This window comes from Rhodococcus sp. NPDC003383, assembly GCF_053589115.1.
In genome coordinates this window covers 1-14515 of record NZ_JBSFRG010000027.1, presented here as the reverse complement: position 1 = coordinate 14515, position 14515 = coordinate 1, and the positions used below count along the sequence as shown (strand labels likewise).

Here is a 14515-nt window from a genome sequence, read left to right as displayed (position 1 = left end):
TCTGTCACCGGCTTGGCGTGGATGTCGCCCGCGAGCACTAGGGTGACATCGTGCGTCCTTCACTCGAGTCCTACTCCCACCTCGCCGGCGGCAAGGTCCGCGACCTGTATGTCATCGACGACGAGCACCTGCTGCTCGTGGCCAGCGACCGGATCTCGGCCTACGACCACGTGCTCGCCACCCCGATTCCCGACAAGGGCCGGGTCCTCACCGCGATGAGCGTGTTCTTCTTCAACCTGCTCGACGCGAACAACCATCTCGCCGGTGAACCCGACGACGAACGCATCCCCGAAAACCTCGTGGGGCGTGCGCTGGTCGTCAAGCGGCTGCAGATGGTGCCCGTCGAATGCGTCGCCCGCGGCTACCTCACCGGTTCCGGCCTGCTCGACTACCAGGCCACCGGCTCGGTGTGCGGAGTGAAGCTGCCCGAGGGGCTCGTCGAGGCGAGCCGCCTGCCGGAGCCGATCTTCACCCCCGCCACCAAGGCCGACCTCGGCGACCACGACGAGAACATCAGCTTCGAGCAGGTTGCCGAGAAGGTCGGCCTGAACCTCGCGATGAAGCTGCGCCAGGACACCCTCGACATCTACGACCGCGCCGCGATGTACGCGTCCGAGCGCGGCATCCTGCTCGCCGACACCAAGTTCGAGTTCGGTCTCGACAAGGCCGGCAACCTGGTGCTCGCCGACGAGGTGCTCACCCCGGATTCGTCGCGCTACTGGCCCGCCGAGGAGTACGAGGAAGGCAAGGTGCAGCCGAGCTTCGACAAGCAGATCGTCCGCAACTGGCTGACCGGGCCGGAATCCGGCTGGGACCGCAAGTCCGACACCCCGCCGCCGGCGCTGCCGCAGCACGTCGTCGACAAGACCCGTGCCCGCTACATCGAGGCCTACGAGCGGATCTCCGGGCTGTCGTTCGACGACTGGATCGGGGGGCAGTGATGCCGGAGTCGGCACCCCTGTCGGCGCCCCCGGTCGCCAAGAAGGTTCCGATCGAGCGCACCCATCACGGGCACACCTTCGTCGACGAGTACGAATGGTTGCGCGACAAGGAGAACCCCGACGTCATCGCATATCTCGAGGCCGAGAATGCGTGGACGGAACAGCAGACCGCGGACCTGGCGCCGCTGCGCGAGAAGATCTTCGACGAGATCAAGTCGCGCACGCAGGAAACCGACATGTCGGTGCCGACCCGGCTCGGCGACTGGTGGTACTACGCCCGCACCGCCGAGGGGAAGCAGTACGGAGTCCAGTGCCGCTGCCCGATCTCCGGCCCCGACGACTGGACCCCGCCGGAACCGGCGCCGGGCGTCGAGTTGCCCGGCGAGCAGATCCTGCTCGACGGCAACGCCGAAGCCGAGGGCCACGAGTTCTTCTCCATCGGCGCGTTCTCGGTCAGCCACGACGGCACGCTGCTCGCCTACTCGACCGATGTGGTCGGCGACGAGCGGTACACGCTGCGGTTCAAGAACCTCGTCTCCGGTGAACTGCTGCCCGACGAGATTCCCGGCACCGCGCCCGGCGCGACGTGGGCGATCGACCACACCCACGTCTTCTATCTCACCGTCGACGAGTCGTGGCGGCCGGACACGGTGTGGCGGCACCGCCTCGGTACCGACCGCAGCGAGGACGTGAAGGTCTTCCACGAACCGGACGAGCGGTTCTGGGTGTCGGTGGGCTCGACCCGTAGCGAGAAGTACCTGATGATCTGGGTCGGATCGAAGATCACCACCGAAGGGTGGGTCCTCGAATCCGAGAACCCGACAGGCGAATTCCGTGTGCTGCTGCCACGCCGTGAGGGTGTCGAGTACAGCGCGGAGCACGCCGTCGTCGCGGGTGAGGACCGATTCCTCGTGCTGCACAACGACGTCGATCCCGCCGGCGTGAAGGCCGAGAACTTCGTGCTCGCGGAGGCGCCCGTCGACGATCCGTCCGCGCTGCACACCCTCATCGAGCACCGCGACGACGTGCGGCTCGAGGACGTCGACGCGTTCGCGGGTCACCTGGTCATCGGGTACCGCCGTGAGGCGCTGACCCGGCTCGCGGTGTGGCCGCTGACGGCCGACGGCTACGGCGATTTCACGGAAATCGAATTCGACGAGGAACTGTTCTCCGTCGGACCGGGCGCGAACCCCGAGTGGAACCAGCCGACGCTCCGCCTCGGGTTCACGTCGTTCATCACCCCGAGCCGGGTCTACGACCTCGTCGTCGACACCGGCGAACTGCTGCTGCGCAAGGCGCAACCGGTGCTGGGCGACTTCGATCCCACCCGGTACGAGCAGCGCCGGGAGTGGGCGGTCGCGGACGACGGCACCCGGATTCCGCTGTCGATCGTGCAGCGCAAGGACCTGCCCGAGGGTCCCGCCCCGACACTGCTCTACGGCTACGGCTCGTACGAGGCCAGCATCGATCCCGGGTTCTCGGTGGCACGGCTGTCGCTGCTGGACCGCGGCATGGTGTTCGCGGTCGCCCACGTCCGCGGCGGCGGTGAGATGGGCCGGCACTGGTACGAGAACGGCAAGGCGCTCACCAAGAAGAACACCTTCACCGATTTCGTCGCGTGCGCGCAGCACCTGATCGACACCGGGGTGACGTCCCCGGATCGTCTTGTCGCGGACGGCGGCAGCGCGGGCGGTCTGCTCATGGGGGCGGTCGCGAACCTCGCGCCCGAGTTGTTCGCGGGCATCCTCGCGAACGTGCCGTTCGTCGATCCGCTGACCTCGATCCTCGATCCGTCGCTGCCGCTGACCGTCATCGAGTGGGACGAGTGGGGCAACCCGCTCGACAATCCCGAGGTGTACGCGTACATGCGCTCGTACAGCCCGTACGAGAACGTCGAGGCCAAGGACTACCCGGCGATCCTGGCGATCACGAGCATCAACGACACCCGGGTGCTGTACGTCGAACCGGCCAAGTGGGTCGCCAAACTGCGCGCCACCAAGACCGGCGATGCGCCGCTGCTCCTCAAGACGGAGATGAGCGCCGGGCACGGGGGAGTGTCGGGCCGCTACGAGAAGTGGCGCGAGGTCGCGTTCGAGTTCGCGTGGGTGCTCGCCACCTCGGGGGCCTACCGGCCCTGAGGGTTTCGCTCGCAGCAGTTTCGTTCGCCTGACCGGCCGTCGTCGCGATCTTCGCGGCGGCGGCCGGTTCATTTTTGCCGTCGCGGTCGATCGAGGACGGGATTCGTCCGCGAATGCGGAGATCGTGGGCGTGCGCACCGAACCGTCGGTGCCCGACCCGAAGGAGAGCTCCATGACCGTCCTCGTCACCGGCGCAACCGGATCCGTCGGCCGCCTGCTCATCGATACACTCCTCGCGCGCGGCGAATCCGTCCGCGCGATCACCCGCACCCCCGACACTGCTGCACTGCCCGACGCCGTCGAGGTCGTCGGCGGCGACCTCTCGATCCCGGGCGGAGTCCCCGGGGCCGCCTTCACCGGCGTGGACCGCGCGTTCGTGTTTCCCGCGGCCGGCGTCGACGCGTTCGTGGACGACGCTGTGCGATACGGCGTCGAGAAGTTCGTGGTGCTGTCGTCGCTCGCTGCGGCACAGGAGTTTCCGCGTGACGTGGGGTCCGCCAGCCAGGTTCATCACAGCGCGGTCGAGTCGGCGGTGACCGAGCGCACCGACAACTGGACGATCCTGCGCCCCGGCACGTTCGCGGCCAATCTGCTGTCCTGGGCGTGGTCGATCCGGTCCGGCGCGCCGATCCGGGCACCGTACGTGCGCTCCGCGCAGGCACCGATCCACGAGGCGGATGTCGCCGATGCGGCCGTCGCCGCCCTCGCCGACGACCGCTGGATCGGGCAGGCCGTTGCGCTGAGCGGTCCCCGCTCGCTCACGCGCACACAGCAAGTCGAGGCTCTCGGCGCCGGACTGGGCCGCGCCCTCACTCTGGTCGAGATCTCCCCGGACGAGTTCCGCGCCGAGACGGCGCAGTTCCTCGACGACGGCATCCTGCGGATGCTCCTCGACTACTGGCGCGACACCGTCGAGGTCCCGGACGCGGTGCGCCCGGGCGTCGCCGAGCTCACCGGCCGGCCGGGTCGCACCCTCGAACAGTGGGCGCGCGACCACCGCGCCGACTTCGGTGCAGAGATTCGGTCGTCAGGTATCGCACCTAGATAACTAGGCTGTCCTATTGACACATGTGCGTCGCCCGTCCTACGCTCAGCCGAGCTTTATGTGATCCATGTCACTACCTCTGCCTCCGACGCCCGCGTCGTGAACGAAGGATGGAAGCCTCATGTCCAAGACGTGTAGATCCGCCGGTCGAACCTCGGTCCTACGGGCCGGTATGCTCCTCGCGATTCCCGCGCTGGTCGCGGGGACGGCCTGCAGCACGGACAGTGCCGACGACTCGGGTGGCAGCTCGGTGGAGGCGCCGGAGGGCGCCTTCGCCGACAACCCGGCCACCGGTACACCGATCAAGATCGGGCTGATCAACCCCGAAGGTGGACCGGCGATTTCGATGCCGGAGAACCGCCAGGCGGCGGAGGCGGCCGCCGAGTACGCCAATGCGCATCTCGGGGGCATCGCCGGACACCCGATCGAGGTCGTTTCCTGTGCGGCCAAGGAGGACCCGGCGTCCAACCAGGACTGTGCCAACCAGATGGTGGAGCAGGGCGTCTCGGCGGTCGTCGTCACCACCTCCGGAAACGGTGCCGCGATGGTCCCGATCATCACCGGGGCCGGCATCCCGTATCTCACGACTTCCGGGACGAGCGCCGCGGAGCTGACGACACCCGGAACCTACGTGCTGAGCCCCGGTTTCCCGGGTGCCCTCGCGGGCATGGCGGCATACGCTGCCGAGCAGGGGTACAAGAAGGTCGCCGCGTACGTGATCGACACCGGTACGGTGATCGCCTCGACGGAGGCGGTGGGTAAGGGCACATTCGACGCGGCGGGTGTGGAGCTGCAGGTCGCTCCGGTGACACCCGGAACTCCCGATTCCACACCGCAGGTCAGCGCGGGGCTCGCGGACGGGACCGAGGCGGTCGCGGTGATCGGTGACGGGACGATGTGCACGTCCGTGCTCAAGTCCCTGCAGACACTCGGCGCAACCCAGGCGAAAATGGTCATCCAGCCGTGTCTCGACCCCGCGGTCGTCGACGCGGTCGGCGATACGCTCGACGGGTCGCTGGTCTTCATCGGCGCCGACATCGATTCCGACGGGCCCGAAGCGGTCCTCTACCGCGCGGTGATGGACGAGTACGCCCCGGATGTGGAGATCGGTGGATTCACGAGCACCGGCTATGCGGCGATGCTCGGATTGATCCGTGCCGCACAGGGTGTGCAGGGTGAACCGACCGCGGCCGCGGTGAACGAGGCGATCAAGACCGCCAAGGACGTTCCCATGCCGGCGGCGGACGGCATCACGTTCACCTGTGACGGCACGGCGATGCCGATGATGCCCACCGTGTGCAGCAACAAGATGATCCGGGCAACTGTTGCCGAGGGCGGCCAGGTCACCTCGCCGGTCGTCGTCGGATGACCCGCTGGGCAAGGGAACGCATCGTGGCGCGACGTGCCGTTCGGGCGCCGGGAAACGAGTGAGTGATGGCCGAGCACTTCGCTTTCCTCGCACTGGGGTTGGGCAACGGCGCCGTGTACGCGGCGCTGGGGCTCGCCCTGGTGATGACCTTCCGTAGCTCGGGCGTGGTCAACTTCGCCACCGGCGCGATCGCCCTGTACGTGGCCTACACGTACGGGCTGCTCCGGAAAGGCGAGTTGCTCAACCCGATTCCTGGAATGCCGACGACGGTGGACGTGGGCGGGCCGTGGGGATTCGTCCCCGCGGCTCTCCTGTCGCTCCTGATCGCGGCGCTGCTGGGAGTGTTCCTCTACGCGGCCGTGTTCCGGCTCGTGCGGAACGCACCCCCGGTGGCCAAGGCGGTGGTGTCGATCGGCGTCATGCTGGTCATCCAGGCGCTGCTGGCGATCCGTGTCGGGACGACACCCGTGTCGGTCAAGCCCATCCTGCCGAACGGTGCCGTTACGCTCCTCGGCGTCCGGATTCCCGAGGATCGTCTGTGGTTCGCGGTGATCGTCGTCGGGATGACGGTGATTCTCGTCGCTCTGTTCCGTTACACCCGTTTCGGTTTGGCAACCCGTGCGGCTGCCGAATCGGAGAAGGGTGCGCTCGTCACCGGACTCTCACCCGACCGGATCGCCGTCGGCAACTGGGCGCTGAGCACCGTGGTGGCGGGCATCAGCGGCATCCTCATCGCGCCGATCGTTCCGCTCGTCCCGGTGTCCTACACGCTCTTCGTGATTCCCGCACTCGCGGCCGCGCTGGTCGGGAACTTCACCGCGATGGGACTGACCGTGGCCGCCGGTTTCGCCATCGGGATGCTGCAGTCGGAGATGACCCACCTGCAGGCGACGGTGGACTGGTTCCCGCGGGCGGGAATGGCCGAATTCGTGCCGCTCGCACTCATTCTCGTCTTCCTCGTCTTCCGGGGAAAACCACTGCCGACACGTGGTGCGATCGTGAAGTCCACCCTGGGACGGGCACCGCGTCCGCAGAATATCCTGCTGCCGGCGATCGCCGGCGTCGTTGTCGCGGTCCTGGCGCTCCTTCTCACCTCGGGAAGCTTCCGCGGGGCGGTCATCATCAGTATCATCCTCGCGGTCGTGGGGCTGTCGCAGGTCGTGGTGACGGGTTTCGCGGGACAGATCTCGCTGGCCCAGCTGACCCTGGCCGGTGTCGGGGCATTCTCGTTGAGCCGGTTGACGGTCGATCTGGGCATTCCGTTCCCGATCGCGCCGATCCTCGCGGCTCTGGTGGCGACGGTGATCGGCGTGATCGTCGGGCTCCCCGCCCTGCGGATCCGTGGATTGCCGGTCACGGTGGTTACTCTCGCCCTGGCGGTGTTCCTGGAGTTCGTGTGGTTCCGGAACACCGCGCTGAACGGCGGAATGGGGGGAGCACCGGTCGCGAAACCGACCCTGTTCGGAATCGACCTGTCGATCGGATCCGGGGCGGGCTACCCGCGGACGGTGTTCGGGTTCCTCTGCCTATTCGTCCTCGTGATCGTCGCGCTGGCGGTGGTCAAATTGCGAACGGGCCGGTTGGGTGCTGCCATGCTCGCCGTTCGCGCCAACGAGCGCGCCGCGGCCGCGTCCGGGATCAACGTGGCGCGAACGAAACTCGCGGCGTTCGCGATCGGCGCGTTCATCGCCGGACTCGGCGGATCCCTGATGGCCTACCAGCAGACGGTGGCAACCGCCGAGTCGTACTCCACCATCGGCGGGATCGCGATGTTCGCGATGATCTACATCGCGGGTGTCACGCTGGTGAGCGGTGGCATCCTCTCGGGGGTGCTCGGTGCCGGCGGTGTGGTGTTCGTCCTCATGGACCGGCTGCTGGGATTCGCGGACTACTACGCGCTCATCGGCGGTGTCCTGCTGGTCCTCACGGTGATCGGTTACCCCGAGGGCATCGCCGGTCAGGTGGTCGTGCAGATGCAGCGGCTCCGAGACCGGTTCGGTTCCGGAACCGGCTCGAAGACAGAAGATCTCGACGATATCGGAAGCGGCGCGACCGCGTCCGGGGCGGAGTTGTCCACGGTCTCCGCGGACAGCGACGCCGCCGGGAAGGTGGTCCTCGCCGCGGACGGCCTCACGGTGACCCACGGAGCCGTCACTGCACTGGCCGACTTCGCCACCGAAGTGCGATCCGGCGAGATCGTCGGACTCATCGGGCCCAACGGTGCGGGAAAGACGACCTGCATCGACGCGTTGAGCGGATTCGCGAAGGCTGGAGGGTCGGTTGCGCTCGGGGACAAGCGGATCGACGACCTTCCACCGCACCGGCGGAGTCGGCTCGGACTGGGCCGGACGTTCCAGGACATGTCGCTCTACGACGATCTCTCGGTTCGGGAGAATGTCGCCGTCGGTACGTTCGCCGCCGGCGGGTGGCGACGTGGGAAGGAGTCGGCCGAATGGAGCGACTCCCTGTTCCGGATGCTCGGTCTCACCGCGCTGGTCGACCGCCCGGTCGGTGAGTTGTCGCAGGGACGCAAGCAATTGGTCTCGGTGGCCCGCGCGCTGGCGGGACAACCGCAGGTGCTGCTGCTCGACGAACCCGCCGCAGGTTTGGCGAGTGCCGAGAGTCGTTGGCTCGGAGAGAAATTGAAAGTGGTTCGGGATGCGGGCGTGACGATCGTCATCGTCGACCACGACATGGACCTGGTCCTCGAACTGTGCGATCGCATCGTGGTCCTCGATCTCGGCCGGGTGATCGCGAACGGTACCCCGGCCGAGATTCGGACGAACGCGGACGTGGTCGCGGCGTATCTCGGTGCGACCCAGAGCAAGGCGGAATCGGGCACATGACGACGACGATGATGAACTGCGACGGTCTCTCTGCGGGCTACGTCCGGGGCAGGGCGTGTGTGCGCGATGTCGGCTTCGAGCTCCGGGCCGGCGAGATCATGGCCGTGCTCGGGCCCAACGGGGCGGGCAAGACGACGCTGCTGATCACCCTCGCCGGGTTGTTGTCGCCACTCGCCGGGACGGTCGAACTCGCCGGGGTACGGATCAAGCCGGGCAGCGCCCGAACCGCATCGAAGGCGGGGATCGTGCTCGTCCCGGACGATCGGGCACTGTTCACCGGACTGACGGTGACCGAGAACCTTCGCCTCGCGCGCAGGCCGGGTGGCACCACGATCGCGGAGGTGATCGACTACTTCCCGCAGCTGGGAGAACGGCTCGACGTGTCGGCGGGCCTGTTGTCCGGCGGGGAGCAGCAGATGCTCGCAATCGGGCGCGCGTTCATGCAGGCACCGAAGGTCCTGCTGATCGACGAGCTGAGCATGGGGCTGGCGCCGGTGATCGTCGAGTCGCTGCTGCCGGTGATCCGGCGCTTCGTCGACGAGCGGCAGGTTGCCGCCGTGCTGGTCGAACAGCACGTGCACATGGCGCTCACCGTTGCCGACCGTGCACTGGTGCTCCGGCACGGCGAGGTGACCACGACCGGCGCCGCGGCCGACCTCGCCGCATCACCGGAGGTGCTCGAGCGGGCCTATCTCGGGCGTGCGGCAGGCACGGACTCGGTCGTCTACTGAGCCCGCCCCGCCGCGACGAACCGCTGGTGCAGTTCCCCGATGCCCTCGATCCAGGTGTCGAGGGTTTCGCCGGGCTGCAGGTACCGCTGCGGGTCGCGACCCATGCCGACGCCGGCGGGCGTCCCGGTGAAGATCACGTCCCCGGGATACAGCGTGACGTTCTCCGACAGGGCGGCGATCAACGCGGGCACCGGGAAGATCATCTCCCGCGTCCGGCCCCGCTGGACCTCCTCGCCGTCGATCCGGCACCCGAGTTCGAGATCGTCCGGGTCGGCGAACTCGTCCGGGGTGACCAGCCACGGACCCTGCGGCGCGAAGCCCGGGAACGACTTGGCGAGACCGAACTGCGGTGCGGGACCACGCATCTGGGCCACGCGTTCGGAGATGTCCTGTCCGACGGTCACGCCGGCGAGGTGTGACCACGCGTCGGTCTCGGCGACCCGGTGTCCCTGTCGTCCGATGACGACGACGAGTTCGACCTCCCAGTCGACGTTGCCACCGTCCGGGATGACGACCTCGGTATCGGGACCGGAGAACGACGAGACGTACTTGGTGAACACCGGAGGCAGGTGCGTCGGCGCCTCCATACCGGATTCGGCGGCGTGCTCGCGATAGTTCAGTCCGATCGCGAACACCTGCCGCGGTGCGGGCGACGGGGCGCCGAGGCGGGTGCGGTCGATCGCCGTCGTGGTCGTGCCTGCCGGGTCCACCTCGGAGGCCCACGCCCGCACCTCGTCCCACGACGCGAAGACCGAAGGCAGATCCGGACCGAACCTGCCGTCGGACGCGGTGGCGATATCGACGGCGCGCTCGTCGCCGGGATCACCGACGACGAGGACGGCACGGTTGTCGAGGTTGGCGATGCGCACGGTTCGTTCTCCTTGGTGACTCGAGACAAGCACTTCTACCACTACCGGGCTCGGAGTGCCCGGAATCGACATTCCGGGTCCACCCATCCTCCTGCACACCTGCTCCGAATCCCTGATGGACGCTCGGAGGAGCGTTCGCCGCGTCGACTCTCTCGACGCGGTGGGAACGAAAAGGAGACGTCTGTATGCGAGCCCTGGTAGAAGCTGCTTTCCTCGCTGTCCACACGCCCCTCGTCGAGGCCTACACCTGGCTCCTCTCGGTGGTGCCGATGTAGGAACCGGCGCCCGGCGCCCAACCGGCCGGTGTCCCGGCGATGATCGAAGGAGAACGGTCCATGACTGCTGCGAGCGGTAGCGCCGACTCGGGCAGGGAAGCCCGTCCCGCCCGGCGAGAGAGGAGTTTTCTCGACATGTTCGTCCAGGCGTGCAACCGAAAGGACGCGCCCTACACCGATTCGAAGCAGTCGACTCGGGACCTCCGTGCGGCACGACGGGACCGGGACTGAGTCGATACGCCCTGCCCTCCCCGGTGACGGGACTGCACCCGGTCAGTCCGGATGCCGGTTCCCGTCACCCGGGGTGGGGCGGGGATTGCGGGCGTAACGGACCTGAGGGCGGCCGGCCCGGCCGTACTCGGTGATGCGGACGAGCAGACCGTCGTCGGCAAGACGTTCGAGGTACCGCCACGCCGTCACACGCGATACCCCGACCGCTGTCCCGACCTCGGCGGCGGTGCGGGGACCGTCCGCCTCGCGGAGGAACCCGGCGATCCGGTCGAGGGTCGCGGGGGAGATGCCCTTCGGCGCGGACGCCTTCGTGTTCGACGTGCGCAGCGCGGCCATCACCCGATCGATATCGTGTTGCGCGACCGCGGTTTCCGCTGAACCCAGCGCGGTGCGGTAGGCGACGTAGTGCTCGAGCTTGTCGCGCAGCGCGGCGAACGTGAACGGCTTGAGCAGATACAGCACGATGCCGCGGGACACGGCGGTGCGGACCACTTCGAGATCCCGGGCCGAGGTCACGGCGATGATGTCCGGGCTCGGCCGCAACCCTCCCAGTGATGCCGCCACGTCGAGCCCGCTCATGTCGGGCAGGCCGATGTCGAGCAGGACCAGGTCGATCGGTTCGCCACGGCGTACGGCCGCCGTCGCCGCCCGCAGTGCGGCGGTGCCGGTGTGCACCTCATCGACCACCTCGAATCCCGGTATCCGCCCGAGGTATTCGCGGTGGGCCTGCGCGATGAGCGGTTCGTCCTCGACGATGAGCACCCGGATCACGAGCGACCCCCGAGGGGAATTTCCGCGACGATCATGGCGCCGAGGGACGGTTCGGTGCGCAGGACCCCGCGGTGGCGGGCGACGACCTGCGCGACCAGTGCCAGCCCGAGTCCGCGATGTTCGGATTTCGTCGAATATCCGCGCTGCATCGCCTGCGCCAGGGTGTCCGGCGACATTCCCGGCCCGCTGTCGGCGACCTCGACGATCATCGTCGAATCCTCTTCACGAACAGTGACTTCCACCCACGGTTCGTCGGCGGCGCGGGACGCGTCGATCGCGTTGTCGATCAGGTTCCCGACGAGAGTGACGAGGTCGCGGGACGGCACCGACGGCACCGGACCGAGCGCGGTGTCCTCCGTGACGGTCAGTTCGACGCCGCGCTCGGCGGCCTCGTCGACCTTGCCGAGCAGCAGCGCCGCGAGCGCCGGTTCGGCGACGTCGGCGGTCAACCGGTCGATGAGGTTCTGGGACACCGCCAGCTCGCGCGTCGCGAACGCCACGGCCTCCTCGGACCGGCCCAGCTCGACCATCGTGATGATCGTGTGCAACCGGTTCGCCGACTCGTGGGCCTGGGCCCGCAGCGACTCGGCGAACCCGCGCACCGAATCCAGCTCCCCGAGCGCGCCGCGCAACTCGGTGTGATCGCGCAGGGTCACGACCGTCCCGATCCGCCGGCCCTCCCACTGCACCGCGTCGCTGCCCACCACCAGCACCCGGTCCCGGGTCAGGTGCACCTCGTCACGCACCTCCTCGCCGGTCGCGAGCCTGCGCAGGGTCTCCGGCAGCGACTCGAACGACACCGGCCCGGACCGGAGGCCGAGCAACCTGCGGGCCTCGTCGTTGACGACGTCGACGCGCGGTGTCCCACCGCCCGACGTGCCGAACACGACCAGGCCCTCACCGATCGCGCGCAGCACCGCGTCGTGATGCTCGTACATGCGCAGCAACTGGTCCGGATTCAGCCCCAGCGTCTGCCGCCGCAGCCGGCGGGCGATGAGCACGGCGCCGGCCGCGGTCACCGCCAGCCCCGCCGCGACGACCGCGACGATGCCGGGCAGGCCGCGCAGGAAGGCCTCGGAGATGCGCTCCCGGGTCACCCCGACCGACACGAACCCGGCGAGCGTGCCGTCGTCCGCGTACACCGGGGCGATCGTCCGGATCGACGGCCCGAGACTGCCGGTGTACGTCTCGCTGTACGTCTGCCCGGCACGGGCCTGCTCGATGTGGCCGGTGTAGGGAAGCCCGATCTGCTCGGGCACGGGATGGGTCACCCGGATCCCGTCCGGGTCGACGACCACAACGAAATCGACGCCCGTGGAGGTGCGGATCCGCTCGGCGAGCGGCTGCAGCGCCGCGGTCGGATCGGGGGACCGCAGACCTTCGGCGACGTCGGGGAGCTGGGCGGTGGTCACCGCGACATCGGTCACGGCCAGGCGGGTCGTGGCGTCGGCGTCGCGGCGTTCGTCGACGACGAACAGCGCCCCTGCGGCGATCGTGACCACGGTGAACACCACGAGCTGCAGGATCAGCAGCTGCCCCGCCACGCTCATCGGCCGGCGTGTGCCGTGACGGTTCACCGGCGACCTCCCGTGAACACTATGTACGCAATCTTCTCCGTGCGCCGACCCACCATCACCATTTTGGTAGGTGGAAGTGATACCGGTCACCACCCGGGCGTGGAACATCCCTACCAGGGTCCCGCAGCAGCCGGCCGTACCACGGTCGAATCCCGAGTCCTACCGGCTGCCACCGAATCCGTATCCGTGATCGAAGGGCAACCCATGAGCACCACAGCAGTGTCTCTGCGCAAGGACCGGGCGTCCCGGCGCAAGGACCGGACCCACTGGCTGTACATCGGCGTCGTCGTCGCCGTTGTCGCCGGTGTGCTGGTCGGCTGGCAGGCACCGGACGTCGGCAAGTCTCTCGGCATCCTCGGCACCACGTTCGTCGACCTCATCAAGATGATGATCAGCCCGGTCATCTTCTGCACCATCGTGCTGGGAATCGGCTCGGTGCGCGCGGCCGCCAGCGTCGGCCGCATCGGTGGTCTCGCCCTGATCTACTTCGTCGGCATGTCGACGGTCGCGCTCGGCATCGGCCTGTTCGTCGGCAACCTGCTCGACCCGGGCAGCGGTCTGACCCTGGACGCATCCACCGCATCCTCCGGTGCGGCACTGGCCGAGAAGGCCCACGAAGCCGGCGGCACCGCCGAGTTCATCTCCGGGATCATCCCGACCTCGATGCTGTCCGCGCTCACTTCCGGCAGCGTGCTGCAGACCCTGTTCGTCGCGCTGCTCGTGGGCTTCGCGATCCAGGGCATCGGCAAGTCCGGTGAGCCGATCCTGCGTGGCGTCGCGCACGTGCAGAAGCTCGTGTTCAAGATCCTGACGATGATCCTGTGGCTGGCCCCGATCGGCGCGTTCGGCGCGATCGCCAATGTGGTCGGGCAGACCGGCCTGAGCGCGGTCCTCCAGCTCGGTGCGCTGATGCTCGCGTTCTACCTGACGTGCCTGGTGTTCGTGTTCGGTGTCCTCGGCACGTTGCTGCGCGCGGTCGCCGGGGTCTCGGTGTTCAAGCTGGTCCGCTACCTGGCCCGCGAATACCTGCTCATCTTCGCGACGTCCTCGTCCGAGTCGGCGCTGCCGCGCCTGATCGCCAAGATGGAGCACCTGGGCGTGCAGCGCACCACCGTCGGTGTCGTCGTACCCACCGGCTACTCCTTCAACCTCGACGGCACCGCGATCTACCTGACGATGGCCGCGCTGTTCGTCGCCGACGCGATGGGCCGCCCGCTCGCGCTGGCCGAGCAGCTGTCGCTGCTGCTGTTCATGATCATCGCGTCGAAGGGTGCGGCCGGGGTGACCGGCGCCGGGCTCGCCACCCTCGCCGGTGGGCTGCAGAGCCACCGCCCGGACCTCGTCGACGGGGTCGGCCTGATCGTCGGTGTCGACCGGTTCATGTCCGAGGCGCGTGCCGTCACGAACTTCTCCGGCAACGCCATCGCGACCCTGCTGATCGGCACGTGGACCAAGACCGTGGACCGTGCCCGCGTCGACGAGGTGCTGGCCGGCCGGTTGCCGTTCGACGAGTCGATGCTCGGCGACGACGACGGTCACCCGGTCCCGGAGAAGGAACCGCAGCTGCAGAAGGTCGCCGTGTAGCGCGACCCGTATCCGCCCGCCGCGGCCCGGACTCCCCACGGAGTCCGGGCCGCGCCGGCGGTCGGCGGGCGGGGACAGGCGCACCGGGCTGAGTCGGCGGGTGGGGCGCGCGCGGGGCGGCCGGCGGACGAGCAGGGG

Annotated in this window: 10 protein-coding genes; 7 read left to right on the top strand and 3 right to left on the bottom strand. The window is 68.5% G+C overall.

From position 1 onward, the window contains the following. Positions 1-50 precede the first annotated feature (50 nt). The 6 genes from ACWDTS_RS21190 (at position 51) to ACWDTS_RS21165 (ending at position 9070) form a co-directional block, all read left to right on the top strand. A complete protein-coding gene (locus tag ACWDTS_RS21190; RefSeq protein ID WP_450118972.1) occupies positions 51-941 on the top strand; it encodes a phosphoribosylaminoimidazolesuccinocarboxamide synthase in 891 nt (296 codons plus the stop codon). After that, a complete protein-coding gene (locus ACWDTS_RS21185; RefSeq protein WP_450118971.1) occupies positions 941-3079 on the top strand; it encodes a S9 family peptidase in 2139 nt (712 codons plus the stop codon). Before ACWDTS_RS21190 ends, ACWDTS_RS21185 begins: the two co-directional genes overlap by 1 nt. A 172-nt stretch (positions 3080-3251) precedes the next feature. Next, complete coding sequence (locus ACWDTS_RS21180; RefSeq protein ID WP_450118970.1) at positions 3252-4127, top strand: NAD(P)H-binding protein; 876 nt, start codon at positions 3252-3254, stop codon at positions 4125-4127. 169 nt (positions 4128-4296) lie between these two features. Continuing rightward, positions 4297-5493, top strand: a complete 1197-nt coding sequence (locus tag ACWDTS_RS21175) for an ABC transporter substrate-binding protein (RefSeq protein ID WP_450118969.1) — start codon at positions 4297-4299, stop codon at positions 5491-5493. A 65-nt stretch (positions 5494-5558) separates the two neighbouring features. Beyond that, a complete protein-coding gene (locus ACWDTS_RS21170; protein ID WP_450118968.1) occupies positions 5559-8339 on the top strand; it encodes an ABC transporter permease subunit in 2781 nt (926 codons plus the stop codon). Continuing rightward, positions 8336-9070, top strand: a complete 735-nt coding sequence (locus ACWDTS_RS21165; protein ID WP_450118967.1) for an ABC transporter ATP-binding protein — start codon at positions 8336-8338, stop codon at positions 9068-9070. The genes ACWDTS_RS21170 and ACWDTS_RS21165 overlap by 4 nt, the downstream gene beginning before the upstream one ends. On the opposite strand, the gene ACWDTS_RS21160 is transcribed toward ACWDTS_RS21165, so the two are convergent. From ACWDTS_RS21160 to ACWDTS_RS21150, 3 genes are all read right to left on the bottom strand, one after another. Then, positions 9064-9939 carry a fumarylacetoacetate hydrolase family protein gene (locus tag ACWDTS_RS21160; RefSeq protein WP_450118966.1) on the bottom strand — a complete coding sequence of 292 codons (876 nt, stop codon included), beginning with the start codon at positions 9937-9939 and terminating at the stop codon, positions 9064-9066. The genes ACWDTS_RS21165 and ACWDTS_RS21160 overlap by 7 nt on opposite strands. Before the next feature lie 548 nt (positions 9940-10487). Beyond that, entirely contained in the window at positions 10488-11216 is a 729-nt protein-coding gene (locus tag ACWDTS_RS21155; protein ID WP_450118965.1) for a response regulator, read from the bottom strand. After that, positions 11213-12766 carry a sensor histidine kinase gene (locus tag ACWDTS_RS21150; protein ID WP_248673601.1) on the bottom strand — a complete coding sequence of 518 codons (1554 nt, stop codon included), beginning with the start codon at positions 12764-12766 and terminating at the stop codon, positions 11213-11215. Before ACWDTS_RS21150 ends, ACWDTS_RS21155 begins: the two co-directional genes overlap by 4 nt. A 231-nt stretch (positions 12767-12997) precedes the next feature. On the opposite strand from ACWDTS_RS21150, the gene ACWDTS_RS21145 reads away from it, so the two are divergent. Then, complete coding sequence (locus ACWDTS_RS21145) at positions 12998-14377, top strand: cation:dicarboxylate symporter family transporter (RefSeq protein WP_450118964.1); 1380 nt, start codon at positions 12998-13000, stop codon at positions 14375-14377. Positions 14378-14515: the final 138 nt, after the last annotated feature.

What these genes read in the sequence shown, in the direction of transcription:
- ACWDTS_RS21185 (WP_450118971.1), top strand. Translation starts at nt 941, where the DNA reads ATGCCGGAGTCGGCACCCCTGTCGGCGCCCCCGGTCGCCAAGAAGGTT.
- ACWDTS_RS21180 (WP_450118970.1), top strand. Translation starts at nt 3,252, where the DNA reads ATGACCGTCCTCGTCACCGGCGCAACCGGATCCGTCGGCCGCCTGCTC.
- ACWDTS_RS21175 (WP_450118969.1), top strand. Translation starts at nt 4,297, where the DNA reads ATGCTCCTCGCGATTCCCGCGCTGGTCGCGGGGACGGCCTGCAGCACG.
- ACWDTS_RS21170 (WP_450118968.1), top strand. Translation starts at nt 5,559, where the DNA reads ATGGCCGAGCACTTCGCTTTCCTCGCACTGGGGTTGGGCAACGGCGCC.
- ACWDTS_RS21165 (WP_450118967.1), top strand. Translation starts at nt 8,336, where the DNA reads ATGACGACGACGATGATGAACTGCGACGGTCTCTCTGCGGGCTACGTC.
- ACWDTS_RS21150 (WP_248673601.1), bottom strand. Translation starts at nt 12,766, where the DNA reads ATGAGCGTGGCGGGGCAGCTGCTGATCCTGCAGCTCGTGGTGTTCACC.
- ACWDTS_RS21145 (WP_450118964.1), top strand. Translation starts at nt 12,998, where the DNA reads ATGAGCACCACAGCAGTGTCTCTGCGCAAGGACCGGGCGTCCCGGCGC.